The organism is Parabacteroides goldsteinii DSM 19448 = WAL 12034 (genome assembly GCF_000969835.1).
GTDB lineage: Bacteria > Bacteroidota > Bacteroidia > Bacteroidales > Tannerellaceae > Parabacteroides > Parabacteroides goldsteinii.
In genome coordinates this window covers 3,324,490-3,339,769 of sequence record NZ_KQ033912.1, presented here as the reverse complement: position 1 = coordinate 3,339,769, position 15,280 = coordinate 3,324,490, and the positions used below count along the sequence as shown (strand labels likewise).

Annotated in this window: 13 protein-coding genes; 8 read left to right on the top strand and 5 right to left on the bottom strand. The window is 44.7% G+C overall.

Features of this window, described 5'->3' with window-relative positions; genetic code table 11:
* Positions 1-98 precede the first annotated feature (98 nt).
* Both HMPREF1535_RS12210 and HMPREF1535_RS12205 read left to right on the top strand, forming a co-directional pair.
* Positions 99-662: an RNA polymerase sigma-70 factor gene (locus HMPREF1535_RS12210; protein ID WP_046146266.1), complete on the top strand. Its 564-nt coding sequence runs from the start codon at positions 99-101 to the stop codon at positions 660-662.
* A gap of 731 nt (positions 663-1,393) precedes the next feature.
* The gene (locus tag HMPREF1535_RS12205; RefSeq protein ID WP_046146540.1) at positions 1,394-4,195 is read left to right on the top strand and encodes a TonB-dependent receptor; all 2,802 of its coding nucleotides are present in this window, start codon (positions 1,394-1,396) and stop codon (positions 4,193-4,195) included.
* Between the two features lie 90 nt (positions 4,196-4,285).
* On the opposite strand, the gene HMPREF1535_RS12200 is transcribed toward HMPREF1535_RS12205, so the two are convergent.
* Positions 4,286-5,572 (bottom strand): Gfo/Idh/MocA family protein, encoded by a 1,287-nt coding sequence (locus HMPREF1535_RS12200; protein ID WP_046146265.1) that lies wholly within the window; start codon positions 5,570-5,572, stop codon positions 4,286-4,288.
* A gap of 107 nt (positions 5,573-5,679) precedes the next feature.
* Positions 5,680-6,273, bottom strand: a complete 594-nt coding sequence (locus HMPREF1535_RS12195; protein WP_046146264.1) for a rhomboid family intramembrane serine protease — start codon at positions 6,271-6,273, stop codon at positions 5,680-5,682.
* Positions 6,274-6,369: 96 nt separating this feature from the next.
* Here HMPREF1535_RS12195 and cls point away from each other — a divergent pair, with 96 nt between their 5' ends.
* Positions 6,370-7,809, top strand: a complete 1,440-nt coding sequence (cls, locus tag HMPREF1535_RS12190) for a cardiolipin synthase (protein ID WP_046146263.1) — start codon at positions 6,370-6,372, stop codon at positions 7,807-7,809.
* Here cls and rsmD read toward each other — a convergent pair.
* Genes rsmD through HMPREF1535_RS12175 form a run of 3 tightly spaced genes read right to left on the bottom strand, consistent with a single transcriptional unit; the run spans position 7,806 to position 9,806 of the window.
* Positions 7,806-8,354 (bottom strand): 16S rRNA (guanine(966)-N(2))-methyltransferase RsmD, encoded by a 549-nt coding sequence (rsmD, locus tag HMPREF1535_RS12185; RefSeq protein ID WP_009859705.1) that lies wholly within the window; start codon positions 8,352-8,354, stop codon positions 7,806-7,808. The genes cls and rsmD overlap by 4 nt on opposite strands.
* Positions 8,342-9,169 (bottom strand): DUF3822 family protein, encoded by an 828-nt coding sequence (locus HMPREF1535_RS12180; RefSeq protein ID WP_009859706.1) that lies wholly within the window; start codon positions 9,167-9,169, stop codon positions 8,342-8,344. The genes rsmD and HMPREF1535_RS12180 overlap by 13 nt, the downstream gene beginning before the upstream one ends.
* A 10-nt stretch (positions 9,170-9,179) precedes the next feature.
* Positions 9,180-9,806 (bottom strand): hypothetical protein, encoded by a 627-nt coding sequence (locus HMPREF1535_RS12175; protein WP_009859707.1) that lies wholly within the window; start codon positions 9,804-9,806, stop codon positions 9,180-9,182.
* A gap of 94 nt (positions 9,807-9,900) precedes the next feature.
* On the opposite strand from HMPREF1535_RS12175, the gene HMPREF1535_RS12170 reads away from it, so the two are divergent.
* The 5 genes from HMPREF1535_RS12170 to HMPREF1535_RS12150 all read left to right on the top strand — a co-directional run bounded on the left by HMPREF1535_RS12170 (position 9,901) and on the right by HMPREF1535_RS12150 (position 14,566).
* Positions 9,901-11,316 carry an ATP-dependent DNA helicase gene (locus tag HMPREF1535_RS12170; protein WP_046146262.1) on the top strand — a complete coding sequence of 472 codons (1,416 nt, stop codon included), beginning with the start codon at positions 9,901-9,903 and terminating at the stop codon, positions 11,314-11,316.
* Between the two features lie 129 nt (positions 11,317-11,445).
* A complete protein-coding gene (locus tag HMPREF1535_RS12165) occupies positions 11,446-12,264 on the top strand; it encodes a hypothetical protein (protein ID WP_046146261.1) in 819 nt (272 codons plus the stop codon).
* 13 nt (positions 12,265-12,277) lie between these two features.
* Complete coding sequence (rsmI, locus tag HMPREF1535_RS12160) at positions 12,278-12,982, top strand: 16S rRNA (cytidine(1402)-2'-O)-methyltransferase (protein WP_009859710.1); 705 nt, start codon at positions 12,278-12,280, stop codon at positions 12,980-12,982.
* Between the two features lie 19 nt (positions 12,983-13,001).
* Positions 13,002-13,874: a Cbp1 family collagen-binding glycoprotein adhesin gene (locus HMPREF1535_RS12155; protein ID WP_010800641.1), complete on the top strand. Its 873-nt coding sequence runs from the start codon at positions 13,002-13,004 to the stop codon at positions 13,872-13,874.
* On the top strand, positions 13,874-14,566 hold the full coding sequence (locus tag HMPREF1535_RS12150; protein WP_187386434.1) for a YjjG family noncanonical pyrimidine nucleotidase: 693 nt from the start codon (positions 13,874-13,876) through the stop codon (positions 14,564-14,566). The genes HMPREF1535_RS12155 and HMPREF1535_RS12150 overlap by 1 nt, the downstream gene beginning before the upstream one ends.
* Positions 14,567-15,280 lie beyond the last annotated feature (714 nt).

The following is a 15,280-nucleotide window of genomic DNA, read 5'->3' as shown; positions in this document are numbered from 1 at the left end:
TAATTAGTAAATCGTATAAAATATTTTGTATGTATAAAGAAACAATTTACATTTGCTTATAGATTCGAAATACCACAACAGACAAACAATACAACTCCATGAATGATGATCAGATTCTGAATTTGTTACAAAATAACGATAAGAACGCTTATAAACAGCTCTTTCTAAAATACTATTCCCCACTATGCGAATATGCCTCCCAGTATATTTCCGACGAAGATTCTGAAGAGTTAGTACAAGATCTGATGCTGTTCATTTGGGAAACAAGGAAAAGCCTTATAATAGGAACCTCCCTGAAATCCTATCTTTTCATCTCAACAAAACACCGTTGCCTGAATGCCATTAATAAAAAACTATATCATGAACGAATACACAACCATATATATGACAAACTTAAAGATCAGTTTGAAGATCCTGATTACTATTTTATAAACGAACTGACTGAACACATTAACAAAGCTATTAAAGAACTTCCCGATACCTACCGCGACACCTTCGCTTTAAGCCGTTTCGGGGAACTCACGAATACTCAGATAGCTACTAAACTCGGCGTATCCGTCAAAACCGTTGAATACAGAATCAGCCAAGCGTTGAAAATACTTCGTGTCAGACTAAAGGATTATCTGCCACTGCTTTCTTTTTTATTCGGATTTCCTTCCTGAAAAAGAGAAAAGAGATTTGACAAAAGAAGTCAAAACACAACCATATTACGTCAATATGTTACAGAAATAGATTTTATCATAACACGTGAATTCTTCAAATCTCATCTCCCTGAAGATTTATTTTTACAATAATTAACAACAATCATTCTTACCATCCAGTTCCCAGTTCATTTTAAAGGAATTTCCATCTCGTTTAAAACGAGATTTTTTTCATTTTAAACGAAATGAAGATTTATTATAGGCAAAAAACAATGCAAATAGATGTTAATTAACAATCTCAAAAGGACTTTTCAAGCCCCGAATTGTATGTTTACGAACAGTTTTTTTCTCCAGAACGATTCAAAAACAGTGCGCAGTTAAAATATCGTTATATCAGACAATCATCATTTATTTCAGAAAAAGGATTCATATATCCTTTTTAAATCCCTATTATGGCAGAATTACTCCACCATCAAGAACATTATAACATTTTCAAACCTTTCGAGGTTTGTATAAAAAGCAGCATCTCCTCCATCAGTCTTATACAGTTCCTTCCCCAGCCACTTGATATAGCATTTTGATATTCCGGCAGTTCGGGATTTTCATCTGTCAATTAGCTGACAAATGTTTTCGTTAATAAATCAAAATCATCACATATATTTTTAAACTTAATAACCTTCGTCGTGTCTATCTTCTCGTACCCGGAAACCAGTCCGGGAAAATGTTTGTTAGATACAGATAATACATTAGTTATGAAATTGGGAAGGTACTTATTATGGTTATTTTTTATCCTCTTTTCTTTGCCGGCATTTGCGCAGCAGGGTGGAGTTGACATCACCGGAACGGTGGTAGAAGATGGAAGCAATGAGCCAATCGAACAGGCAACAGTACGCTTGTTGAATGTAAAAGACAGCACGATGGTTGGCGGTGTAGCCAGTTCGCGCAATGGTAATTTTACACTGAAAGGTATTAAAGCCGGCAGTTATTTATTACATGTCAGCTTTGTGGGATTCGATCCTTTATACCAACCCATCCGTATCACCGGAAAAACAAATCCTGTCAAATTAGGTAAATTAGCATTAAGCGACGGAGCTATCCAGCTGGGTGAAGCCGTCGTGATCGGCAAGGCTCCGGAAGTGGTCGTTCGCAACGACACGGTCGAATATAACGCTGACTCTTACAAGACAACCGAAGGGGCTGTCCTGGAAGACCTTCTGAAAAAGATGCCCGGCGTGGAAGTTGACAGCGAAGGAAAGATTACCGTCAATGGAAAAGAAGTCAAGAAAGTATTGATAGACGGAAAAGAATTTTTCTCCGACGACCCGAAAGTAGCTTCCAAAAACCTGCCTTCTAAAATGGTGGAAAAAGTACAAGTGTTGGACCGCCTGAGCGATATGGCACGGATGACCGGATTCGATGACGGGGATGAAGAAACCGTGATCAACCTGACCGTCAAGCCGGGAATGAAGCAGGGATGGTTCGGTAATGCCTTTGCCGGCTATGGAAGCGAGGATCGGTATGAAGGTAATTTCATGGTGAACCGGTTTATCAACAACGACCAGTTCACACTTATGGGAGGTATCAATAACACGAACAATATGGGATTCTCCGATATTGCCTCCAACATGTTCTCCGGTATGGGAGGACGACGGGGTGGACGGTCGGGAGGAGCCGGAAACGGTATCACCACCTCCGGAAACGTAGGTCTGAACTTCAGCAAAGAATTCAACTCTAAAATGACCCTGGGAGGTAATGTCCGTTATTCACATTCCGACAATGAAGCGAACAGTAAAATTAACCGGACAAATATTTTGCCGAACGACAGTTCTACTATTTACAATGAAATAAATAATAAAAACACGAAAAGCGATAACGTCGGTGCCGATTTCCGCATGGAATGGAAGCCTGACTCGGCAACCCAAATCATTTTCCAGCCTAGTTTCAGTTATAGCAACAGTCATAACCGGGAGTTCGGTTCGTTCAACACACTGACAAACCTGGGCGATACAGTCAACCTCGGAGAATCCGATTACGTATCCGACGGTGAAGGTTACAACCTTAATGCACGATTGGAATTCAGTCGTAAGCTGAATGACGAAGGGCGCGTCTTCAGTGGTTCTTTAACCGGAGGGCTCAGCGATTCCTACAACAAAGGACTGAATTATTCGAACACAGAATATTTCATGGGAAATAACCAGGATGAACTGATCGACCAGCAATTCAGATATGATAACAAAGGGTTTAACTACCGCGTTTATTTATCATGGGTCGAGCCGATCGGGCATAATAACTTCATCCAGGCAACCTACAGTATCAGCCAGAATAAACAGGAATCCCTGAAAAACTCTTATGTAAGAGGAGAAGACAGCGAAGATTATAATGTACTGGACACTGCATACAGCAAAAGTTACCGCAATAACTTCATCAACCAGCAGGCAAGCCTGGCCTTTAAGGCTGTCCGGGAAAAATATGATTATACCATCGGTATGAACCTGGAGCCTTCGCACAGTGTAAGTGAGAATTTTGTAGGCGATACGACCCTTTCAAAGCTGACGCGCAACGTTGTCAACCTGTCGCCGATGGTCCGGTTCAACTACCGGTTCGATAAACGGACCAACCTGCGCATCAACTATCGCGGTCGTACCAGCCAGCCGTCGATGACTCAACTGCAACCCGTAGCCGACATCTCCGACCCGCTGAACACCATCACCGGTAATCCGGATTTGAAACCGACTTATTCAAATAACTTCTCTGCTCGTTACCAAAAATTTGTTCCGGAAAAGCAGACAGCTCTCATGTTGATGTTGAATGCCAACTATGTTGTCAACGCCATCGTTACCAAATCTATATATGTTGGGGAATCGGGAAAGAAAATGACGACTTATGATAATGTCAACGGGAACTATAACGGCAATTTCCGCGTCATGTTCAACACGCCGCTGAAGAACAGAAAGTTCTCCGTTAACTCGATGACAATGGCTTCATTCGCCAATTCAAACGGTTTCATTAACGAAAAGAAAAATACGAACAAGAATTATTCGGCCATGGAACGTGCCGGTATTGATTTTCGTTCGGATTATATCGACCTGGGAGTAAACGGAAACTTCCGTTATAGTGGGACTAAGAACTCTTTGCAAAACCAGAACGACCAGAATATTTACAATTATGGCGTGGGAGGAACTACTACCATTTATCTTCCACTCGATTTCAAGATTGAAAGCGACATAACCTGGTCTACCAATTCCGGTTACGCAGCCGGATACCAACAGAAGGAAGTTTTATGGAATGCATCCGCATCCAAATCTTTCCTAAAAGGAAAACAGGCGACATTGCGTTTCAAAATTTATGATATCCTGCAACAACGCAGTAATATCTCTCAGAGCGTAACAGCTGACTATACACAATATTCGGAATACAATACGTTGAGTAGTTACTTCATGGTTCACTTCATTTACCGGTTCAGCATCTTTAAAGGGGGAGCATCTGCAAGCGATATGCGCGGACCGGGTGGCAGAGGCCATGGCGGTCCGGGCGGTCCTCCTCCACGGTTCTAAACAAGGGCTGAATAAAAGAGATAGCGGCGGTAAAAGTCTTCATAAACTTTTATCGCCGCTACCGTTTTTCCTATACATTATTATATATAGCTACACTTTCAGGCTATACGGTTCGCGTATCGGATTTCCTCTTCGTCTGTTAGCTTCGTCGTCAAAGAAAAATTCTTCTTTTTCCGGATTCCACACCAGTTTGCGGTCAAACTCGTAACAAAGATTTACGATATGGCAAAGCGAAGCCGTACGATGTCCGATCTCAACGGTACTAAGCGGCTGTTTGCGAGTCTTCATTGCTGTGAGGAAATCATTGTAATGATCGTCGCTCTTATACAATTTGATCTTGTCATCACCGATCACTTCATCCTGTAGTTTGGCAGGTATCGTATCCAGGAAACTACGGCTGATATCGATCACACCGTCCGAACCGATAAAGCGGACTGCATTTCCATCCGCCTTACGGAAAGGCTCATGTGTCATTACTGTTCCGTTGGCATAACGCATGCTAAGCGGTTTCAGTTCTCCTTCCTCAGGAGGAGTAAACTCAATCGGACCGGAATCGTCCATGCCCAAAGCCCATTGGGCTATGTCAAACATGTGGGCACCCCAGTCACAGATCATACCACCACCGTATTCCCGGTAATTACGCCAGTTCGGGAACATATTCCGCTCCATAGGCGGAGCCAGTTCCTCATTATATACATTCATGGGAGCCGGCCCGATCCACATTTCCCAGTCCAGCGTCTTGGGAACCGGTTGCGCAGGAAGATCATATTTAACAGGAGGAGGTCCGATGGAAACTTTTACTTCTTTTATCTCACCGATATACCCATTACGGACCAGTTCACAGGCATGGCGGAAGTTTCGCCATGAACGTTGCATGTTGCCGACCTGCAATACCCGGTTATATTTCTCTACGGCATCGGCCATGGCACGTCCTTCCTCGATACTGTGCGACATGGGCTTCTCCACATATACATCTTTTCCGGCACGGCAGGCTTCAATAGTCTGTACCGCATGCCAGTGATCCGGTGTGGCAATAATCACACCGTCGATATCGCTGCGGTTCAGTAGTTCATGATAGTCGGCATACAATTTAAAACCTTTATAGGCCTGTCCTTTTGCCTTTTCGGTTTCTTTTTCGACAATTGCCTGCATGGCATTCAACTGGCGGGATTCACAGTCGGATGCTGCAATCAGATTCGCACGGCGGGCAAACTCGGGAGCTAACGTCCAGCGTCCCTGTGCCCCGCAGCCGATAATCCCAAGATTTATCTGATCGCTGGGAGCGACAAAATTCGTTCCACCTAAAATGTGACGGGGTAAAATAGTGAAGCTGGCAAGAGCCAGTGCCCCACTCCTGATGAAGTTTCTTCTTTTCATTATGTCTGCATTATGGTATTAGAGAAATTGAGATATTTCCACAAATCTATAAATAATACCTTAAAATACAAACACTTGAACACGAATATATATAGAAAATATTCCGTTTAAAAGTGAGATAGGAAGGCTTTTATCAATGAAGGATTAAGTAAAGCCGGGAACAGAAAACCATATACCGCCCCGTAAAAATGGGCATTGTGGTTGATATTGTCTCCCGCACGTTTAGCCATATATTGACAATAAGCCAGGTAAACTACTCCAAAGATAATTCCCGGTACAGGAATGATCGCAAACAGTAATATTTTACTCCAGGGGTCGAACAATATATAGGAAAACAGAATCGCCGATACGGCTCCCGATGCTCCAATGGAGACATAATAAGGATCATTATAATGTTTTACCAGGTCATAAATGGAAGCAAAGATCATCCCTCCGAAATAAAGTCCCAGAAATCCCCAGATTCCGAAACCCAAGTAACCAAAAACCTTTTCTATATAGGTTCCGAACGACCAGAACGTAAACATATTGACTAACAGGTGCGTCATATCCGCATGAACGAAGCCATGCGTTATCAACCGGTACCATTCACTATTCTTTACCGTGCGGTAAGGGATCAACGCCAGCTTACGGAACAATTCCGCATTATTGAAACAGAGATAAGACACTAAAACGGTTATACCTATAATAATATATGTAATCATCTTCTTTTATTTGATATATCCGGCAAATGTAGTAAAGATTTGTTATTTACAAATTACCTTACTACCTTTATCAACCTGTAACAAAATATAAAAAGAATGCTGGCAGCCATACACATACAATGGGTCGTTGGAGTAATATTCATTATATTATACTCCGTCACCATCCTGGGACTGGTTCTGGTTATTATAGCGGAAAACAGAAATCCGTTAAAAACCATTCCCTGGGTCATCGTATTATTGCTGGCTCCGGGTATCGGCCTGCTGTTCTATTTCTTCTTCGGACAGGACAACCGAAAACAGCGTATCATCTCCCGAAGAACCTACAAACGTATTATGAAGCGACCGCAGGAAGGCAAACTTCCGCAGGACGCTTGTACTGTCCCCGGTCCGTACCAACCGTTAGTCACATTGCTGAGTAACAACAATCAGTCTTCTTTGCTCTATGGCAGCGAAATTAAAATATATACGAACGGAGCTGACAAATTCAAGGACCTACTGGACGATATACAAAAGGCAAAACATCATATCCACTTTCAATATTATATCTTTTGTGACGATGAAGTCGGGACACGGTTCAAAGACGCCCTGATTGCAAAGGCAAAAGAGGGGGTCCAGGTGCGGGTTTTATACGATGACGTAGGCTGCTGGAACGTAAAAAACAGTTTCTTCGACGAAATGCAGGAAGCCGGAATTGAGGTATATGCCTTCCTGAAAGTAGCATTCCCGGTCTTCACCAGCAAAGTGAACTACCGGAATCACCGGAAGATTGTCGTTATAGACGGGCAGATCGGCTATATGGGCGGTATGAATATTGCCGATCGCTATGAGAAAGGTACGGAATGGGGTATCTGGCGCGATACTCATTTCAGGATAATAGGAAAAGGAGTACACGGCCTCCAGTCCGCTTTCCTGATCGACTGGTATGTCATCAGTAAGAAATTGCTGAATGACAAAATATATTATCCGCTGACTCCGATATACCACGACGACAATATTATGCAGATAGCCACCAGTGGTCCGGTCGGGCAATGGCGCACGCTGTTGCAGGCCTATATCTTTGCCATCGCTAATGCTAAAAAGTACATTTATATACAAACCCCTTATTTCCTTCCGACCGAAGGATTGAACCAGGCACTGCTGATCGCAGCGTTGGGAGGTATCGATGTACGCCTTATGTTACCCAAACGCTCGGATACCCGCAGCGCCAATATGGCGACACACTCTTTCATCGACGAGATGGTGAAGGCTGGTGTGAAAGTATATTTCTATGAGCCGGGATTCCTCCATTCCAAACTGATGATAACCGACGATGCGCTTGCCTGCATCGGATCGGCCAATATGGACTTCCGGAGCTTCGAACACAATTTCGAGATAAATGCATTCGTCTATCAACCGTCTTTCGCCATACAGATGAAGCGGGTGTTCATGCACGATATGCACAGCTGCGAACGGCTGATTCCTTCACGCTGGCTAAAACGGCCAATCAAACAGCGCCTCGCCGAATCGTTCATGCGCCTGTTCTCGCCGCTCCTTTAAGCCTTTTCTTCTTTTATGAAAATACTGAAATTCACCGAACCGTATACACGTTGCTGGTCAAAATACGGCAGGTGGGAGAAATCATTCGTTTTCGGATGCTCCATCACGAAGATACCGCCGTCGCGCAATAAGTCACGCTCAAAAACCAAGGCAGGGACCTCCGGCAGTTCCTTCAGCGCATAAGGGGGATCGGCAAAGATAAAATCAAAACCCTGTTTCGGTGCCGAATGAAGATAACGGAACACATCGCCACGGATCAGATGAAGTGAATCTGTCTTTAACTCTTTCGCTACCTTTGCAATGAAAGAGGCATGTGCATTGTTCTTCTCGACAGCCGTCACGCTTTTGCATTCTCTCGACAGCAGTTCGAAAGAGATACTCCCCGTTCCGGCAAACAGATCCAGCGCATCGGCACCTTCCAGGTCGGTCAGGTTGTTGATCACATTAAAGAGATTCTCTTTCGCAAAGTCAGTAGTCGGCCGTGCACTGAAAGATGACGGTACGTCAAAACGCCTCCGGCCATATATTCCGCTTATAATTCGCATACAGATAAAGCTATTAAATCCAATGGGGCCTGAACAACCTCGGCACCCAACAAATAAGCATCCGACGGTATCTCGGCCGGACTGATATATTGTATATAATTACGTAACGTAGTTGTTATGCTGTTACGCAGGGAGACACCTCCATAGATATGAAGCTGGTCCCTCTCCTGATCCATGCCGACCTGTTTCCATACATATAATATATAGTACAGGATATCATCCGGCTTATCATACTCAAACGTATTGACAAAAAGTAGTTTCCCCTGTGCAAAACAAACCACGTCCATCATCTTCCGATGCAGCACTACATACAATTGCCGGGGGATCAACATACGGCTCTGCTGTTTCCATAAAGCCAGCTGGGGAGTCATATGATGGATAAACGACGGATTGATCAGCGAACGGGAACAAAACTCATACACCTCTTCATCCATGCCGAACACGACCTCCGCCGCCTCACGTGTCAGCAAATTATGCAGACATTTATTCTCCGGGGCAGAAAACGTAAACGACAGCAGATCCGTTTTCTGCTTGTCCGTAAAGACTTCTTCCGGCACCACCGTATACTGCGGCGTGACACAAACCAGGTTCGTCCGCCTATACGAATAAGTCATAAACTCGTGCTCAAAGAAAAACTCTTTCAGGGAAGAGACATAAGGCTTCGTCCGGTCGAACTCCACATTTCTGTAAAAGAAAGTCTCGCTCTCCGAAGGGCTGTATCCTGAAAAAGAAAGTCCATCCGACCTAAGCCGGATGGACATTATGTATTTTCCAGAATTATCAGCAGTCAACGTATCAGGAATACTGATAGTCATAAGCAATTGATTATTCCCAGTTACCTGCGTTGTTATTAATTTCAGTCAGTGAACCAACACGTAAACCCGGATATTTTTCCAGCTTTTCAGCCTTGTCCTTCAGGTTTACAACCAACTGTTTGTCCAGGTCACCCAGATAATCGTCATACTTAACGCCTGCTTCAAATACTTTTACAGTATAACCGGAACCGGAAGTCAGTGTAGCTGTATCCATAGAGAACTTAACGCTTGTTCCCGGAACATTGGCCAGATCATCAGCATTGTAGCTGGCACCGAACAAGGTATCTTTTGCCAGGACCCAGATAGTATCACGTCGGATCAAACCTTTCTTCACAGCTTCTTTCTCTGTCATACCTTTTTCCAGCTGCTCGTCAGTCAAAACACCTTCCTTGATCAAGAACGGAAGCTTATCTTCCTTCAGGAACTTAACCAAGTCATTGAAACTACCAGCATGAGTCTTATACACATTCTTGTACTCGATCTGAGCTTTACGAATATCGATCAGACGAGCTTTAATAAGACTTTCACGCGCATCTTTTTCTTCATTGAATTCGATCGGCGTCATGATGCTTCTGTAGCAAATGTAAACTAGCAGGAGAACTGCAGCAGCTAATAAAATCTTTAATGTAACTTTCATGGTTTGTATTGTTTTTTTGAATTTATTTCGTTCGGCAAATTTAAAAAAGAATATTTAATACACTACCTTTATCACCAAAATTATTGCAATCAAAATGATAAATAGTTATTTAAGCCGCCAAATTACGCAAAATTTCCCACATAATCCGACGGAAGACCAGTTTTCTGCATTAAAAACGCTCACGGATTTTCTGCTTTCGGTGGAATCGGACACACTCCTGTTGCTGAAAGGATACGCAGGAACCGGAAAAACGTCGTTGGTCGGTGCCCTGGTCAAAACTCTGAACGAACTGCAACAAAAAACATTTCTGCTGGCTCCAACCGGCAGGGCAGCTAAGGTTTTTTCGAACTATTCGGGGCAAAAAGCTTATACGATCCATAAAAAGATTTACCGCCAGAAGGCATTCTCCAACGAGCCGACCGGGTTCATGCCTGCTGATAATTTACATAAAGATACGTTATTTATTGTTGATGAAGCATCCATGATTTCCAATGACGGAATCGACTCGATTTCTTTCGGGACGGGACGGCTGCTCGACGACCTGATACAATACGTCTATTCGGGGGAGAACTGCCGCCTGATCCTGATGGGCGACGTAGCCCAGTTGCCGCCTGTCATGCAGACCGAAAGCCCGGCACTCAACCCGGAAATACTCAGAGGATACAACCTGCAAGTACAGGAAATCACCCTGACACAGGTCGTCAGGCAAAGTGGCGATTCGGGCATTCTGCTCAATGCAACCCGTTTGCGGGATGCGCTGCGGAATAACACCGTAGAAATCTATCCTAAACTTCAGTTGAAAGGTTTCGCCGACTTCAGAAAGGTCAACGGGGATGAACTGATCGAGGAAATATCATCGGCCTACAGCCATGACGGGATCGAAGAAACAATGATCATCACGCGCTCCAACAAACGAGCCACCATCTACAATAACGGCATCCGCAACCGGATACTGTACCGGGAAGAAGAATTATCGACCGGTGACCGCTTAATGGTTGCCAAAAACAATTATTACTGGACCTGCGACTGCAAGGAAATGGACTTCATCGCCAACGGGGAAATCGTACAGATACTCCGTGTCAGACGGACGACCGAGCTTTACGGCTTCCGTTTTGCCGATGTAACCGTCCGCTTTCAGGACTACGACCTGGAACTGGATATAAAGATACTGCTCGACACCCTACAGACCGATACCCCTGCCCTGCCGAAAGAGTTAAACGACAAGCTGTTCTTCACCATCCTGGAAGATTATGACGATATCCCCACCAAGGCCGGAAAAATGAAGAAGATGAAAGCCGATCCGCATTACAATGTAGTACAGGTAAAATATGCCTATGCCATCACCTGCCATAAGGCACAGGGCGGACAATGGATGAACGTCTTCCTCGATATCGGATATATGACGGAAGAAATGCTGGGAGAAGATTTCTACCGGTGGCTCTATACCGCTTTCACCCGTGCCACCCATCGGCTGTATCTGGTTAATTTACCGGATGAATTTGTTGAGTGACAGCACACTTTTTCACATATTAAGTACGTTACATAAATAGAAATAGTTATTTTTGCTGCAATATAAGACAGAGAGGTCGCAAATAGTGCCTTTTGGGACACAACGCCTCTTGCAAATTAAAATAAAGGAATGGCAAATAAAGAAAAAATAGATTATCTGTTACTTGATATCAAGGAACTGGAGACGTTGATAGCCGGTATGCGCGACGCAGAAGTATATCCGGTATCCTTCTTTAGCCAGACATTCAATCTGACGCATAAAATACTGAATGACCTTCATTCGCTGGAAACGGCACAGATTGAAATGTTACGTAAACAAATGGAAGCCCATCAGGCATTGATACAGTCACTTCCGAACCCGGTTGCCACGGCGGCACCCGCTCCCGAAGAATACAAACCGGAAATAAAAGAACCGGAAGTAAAAGAAGAGCCGGTCGCAGAACCCGTGATCGTCCCGGAGCCAAAGGTGGAACCTGTGCAGGAAGTCATCATCGAAAAGACGGAAATCGTCACCGAGGAAAAGGCTACCGTCCAACCGGAGCCAGTCCGTCAGCCGGAAACAGTCAAAGAGGAAGCAGTTATCCCGGAACCGGCCGTCGCTGTACAGCCCGAACCGGTACGCCCTATCGAACCGGCAGGACATAAAGTTCAGTCTGAACCTCCCCATAAATCCGTCACTTCGGAAAAGCAAAGTGTTTTCCTGAGTGACATTCTGGAGAAGAAGAACCTGTCCGACTTCCGCAAGGCATTCAGCCTGAACGACCGCTTCCGTTTCCGTCGCGAACTGTTCGGTGGCAATGAAGAGAAAATGAACAAGGCGATTACCGACCTCAACGATATCCATTCGTATGAAGAATCGGTAACCTACCTGAATAACGAACTGAAATGGAACATAGAAGATGAAGCCGTAGCCGACTTCATCAAGCTATTGGAAAAACGATTCCTCTGAAGAATTGAAAATTATGGCAAAGTTAACAGTTGTACCGACTCCCGTAGGAAACCTGGAAGACATGACCTTCCGGGCCATCCGTGTGCTGAAGGAAGCCGACCTGATCCTGGCCGAAGACACCCGCACGACCGGTATTCTGCTGAAACATTTTGAGATACAGAACAAGATGCAGTCGCACCACAAGTTCAACGAACATAAGACTGTGGAGCAGATCGCTTCCCGCATCAAAGGCGGTGAAAACATCGCACTCGTATCCGACGCCGGGACACCGGCCATCTCCGACCCGGGCTTTATGCTCGTCAGGGAATGTGTGCGGCAGGGTGTCGACGTGGAATGTCTGCCGGGAGCCACCGCATTTGTTCCGGCCCTCGTGGCCTCCGGGCTACCGAACGAAAAGTTTTGTTTCGAAGGATTCCTTCCCCAGAAGAAAGGCCGTCAGACCCGCCTGAAGGAGTTGGCCGTCGAATACAGGACGATCATTTTTTACGAATCACCTTTCCGACTGGTAAAGACGCTAACCCAACTAGCCGAATTCTTCGGAACCGACCGACAAGTATCCGTGTCGCGCGAAATATCCAAGCTGCACGAAGAGACCGTCCGCGGAACCCTGGAAGAGGTTATAGCACATTTTACCGTGAACGATCCGAGAGGTGAGATTGTTATTGTATTAGCAGGCTTAAAAGATAAAAAGGAAAAAGAGACAGAAAAAGATGTTTAACTCAAAAAACAAAAAGAACATGAAGAAGTTATTATTAGCTTGTACCTGCGCGACATTGCTGGTTTCCTGCGGACAGAACTCAGCCGAATACAAAAAGCTGAAAGCCGAAAACGATTCTCTGAAGATCGAGAATACGAAAGCGACCAGCGAAATGAATGAGATCCTTTCTACATTAAATGATGTAGAGGCAGACATACAGTCTATCCGCGATGCGGAAAACTATCTGAACCTCCAGCAGCAGACTGGCGGTGAATTCAGCAAAAGCAACCGCGAACAGATCAAGCAGAACATGCAACTGATCAGCGAAACACTGAAAAAGAACAAGGAAACGATCAGCCAGCTGGAAGACAAGCTGAAAAAGAGCGGCATCCAATCGGCTGCCCTGCGGAAGACAATCAGCCGCCTTTCTTCCGAACTGGACCAGAAAGCTACAATGATCGTCGCTTTGCAGGAAGACCTGGCAAAGAAAAATGTACGTATCCAGGAACTGGACGAAATGGTCTCTTCGTTGAACGAAGATGTGGAAAACCTGGCTACAACAGCTGCCGCCCAATCTGAAAAACTAAACGAACAGGACAAGGCGCTCAACACGGCTTACTACTGCTTCGGTACGGCAAAAGAACTGAAAGACCAGAAAATCCTTTCCGGCGGCGGTCTTTTCTCCAAATCAAAAGTATTGCAGAGCGGTTTCAACAAGGACTACTTCATCTCTGTCGACGTTCGTGAAGTAAAGGAAATTCCGTTGTTTGCTGCAAAGGCAAAACTGAAATCCAACCATCCGGAAGGTTCTTACGAATTCGTGAAAGACGAAGACGGCAACCTGACACTGAACATCACAGACCCGAAAACATTCTGGAGCCTGGGCAAATACCTGGTGATCGAAGTAGGATGATGAAATACAAAAACCTCTTTATAGATCTGGACGATACCCTTTGGGATACGTACCATAATAATAAAGAATGCCTCGAAGAGCTTTATACCGATCACCACTTTGACCGGTATTATGCCTCCTTCGAGGCTTTCTTTGCTATCTATTGGCCGCACAACGAGCTGCTTTGGAAGCAATACCGTGCGGGAGAGATCGACAGGCAGACGCTTATCATCGACCGCTTCCGTTATATGCTGCGCCCGATGGGCATCGAAGATACCCAGGCGGTACTGGCCGTCAACAATGATTTCCTCAGGCGCACGACCACCAAGACACGGCTGGTTCCCGGCGCGATCGAACTGCTGGAATATCTTCGTCCTTCCTACCGCCTGTATATCCTGTCGAACGGCTTCCGCGAAGTACAGGACAAGAAACTGCGCAACTCCGGCCTGGCACCTTATTTCAAGCGGATGATCCTGTCGGAGGACGCCGGTATCCAGAAACCGCACAAGGGCATCTTCGACTTTGCCCTGATCAATACCAACTCCCGCCGCAGCGAGACACTGATGATCGGCGACTGCTTCGAGGCCGACATCTTCGGTGCCCGCCAATCGCGGATCGACCAGCTCTGGTTCAACCCGCAGGGACTGCCGCCCCAGGAGTTTACCCCGACCTATACGGTCAGCAGCCTGGAAGAGATAAAAACACTTTTGTAAATAGAATACCTAAAGGGGAGGAAGAGCAGATAATCTAATTGTATTATCAAAATGAACTATCATACTATCATATTATCTTTTAACGCACATGCAATCAACACATTACACCATGACAGTTAGCATTTTCAACTATCATTTAACTGTCATAAACCGTCATAACCTTGTCTTGAAACCTGATACATAACAGTCTTTTTCTGCTAAGTATATTGCTTATTTTCAACAGTATAGTTATTTATGTTGCCTGACACCCGGGTCTCGATAACCTTTACACCCGGGTCTGAGCATCGTCGACATCCGGGTGTAAAACAGGTCGAAACGGGCGTCTTAAAAACAAAAAGCAAGTATTCCCGGAAAATTAGTCTATTGTTTTTGAGAAATTATTAAGCAGGGAAGAGCAATATGAGATGCAGAATACTCTTCTTTACAGTGATTTTTCGGGAGGTAAAAGAGCGATGATTTTGTTAAATATGTATCATATGCCTGGATAAAATGAGGGTATGATAGATGATATGATAGTTGTGGCTTTCAACCATCACACACTAATAGATTAATAATAAACACATTACATCCATTTATGACAGTATGATAGTTGATTCGCTGAAAAACCTTATTGGAAAAGGTTCAAATATAGAAAAATATGAACTATCTGCTTAATAGTGCCGGGAGTAACCAATTCCCCTCTTGAGAGGGGATAAGGGGTGAATTCTAAGTCCT

What these genes read in the sequence shown, in the direction of transcription:
- HMPREF1535_RS12210 (WP_046146266.1), top strand. Translation starts at nt 99, where the DNA reads ATGAATGATGATCAGATTCTGAATTTGTTACAAAATAACGATAAGAAC.
- HMPREF1535_RS12205 (WP_046146540.1), top strand. Translation starts at nt 1,394, where the DNA reads ATGAAATTGGGAAGGTACTTATTATGGTTATTTTTTATCCTCTTTTCT.
- HMPREF1535_RS12200 (WP_046146265.1), bottom strand. Translation starts at nt 5,572, where the DNA reads ATGAAAAGAAGAAACTTCATCAGGAGTGGGGCACTGGCTCTTGCCAGC.
- HMPREF1535_RS12195 (WP_046146264.1), bottom strand. Translation starts at nt 6,273, where the DNA reads ATGATTACATATATTATTATAGGTATAACCGTTTTAGTGTCTTATCTC.
- cls (WP_046146263.1), top strand. Translation starts at nt 6,370, where the DNA reads ATGCTGGCAGCCATACACATACAATGGGTCGTTGGAGTAATATTCATT.
- rsmD (WP_009859705.1), bottom strand. Translation starts at nt 8,354, where the DNA reads ATGCGAATTATAAGCGGAATATATGGCCGGAGGCGTTTTGACGTACCG.
- HMPREF1535_RS12180 (WP_009859706.1), bottom strand. Translation starts at nt 9,169, where the DNA reads ATGACTATCAGTATTCCTGATACGTTGACTGCTGATAATTCTGGAAAA.
- HMPREF1535_RS12175 (WP_009859707.1), bottom strand. Translation starts at nt 9,806, where the DNA reads ATGAAAGTTACATTAAAGATTTTATTAGCTGCTGCAGTTCTCCTGCTA.
- HMPREF1535_RS12170 (WP_046146262.1), top strand. Translation starts at nt 9,901, where the DNA reads ATGATAAATAGTTATTTAAGCCGCCAAATTACGCAAAATTTCCCACAT.
- HMPREF1535_RS12165 (WP_046146261.1), top strand. Translation starts at nt 11,446, where the DNA reads ATGGCAAATAAAGAAAAAATAGATTATCTGTTACTTGATATCAAGGAA.
- rsmI (WP_009859710.1), top strand. Translation starts at nt 12,278, where the DNA reads ATGGCAAAGTTAACAGTTGTACCGACTCCCGTAGGAAACCTGGAAGAC.
- HMPREF1535_RS12155 (WP_010800641.1), top strand. Translation starts at nt 13,002, where the DNA reads ATGAAGAAGTTATTATTAGCTTGTACCTGCGCGACATTGCTGGTTTCC.
- HMPREF1535_RS12150 (WP_187386434.1), top strand. Translation starts at nt 13,874, where the DNA reads ATGAAATACAAAAACCTCTTTATAGATCTGGACGATACCCTTTGGGAT.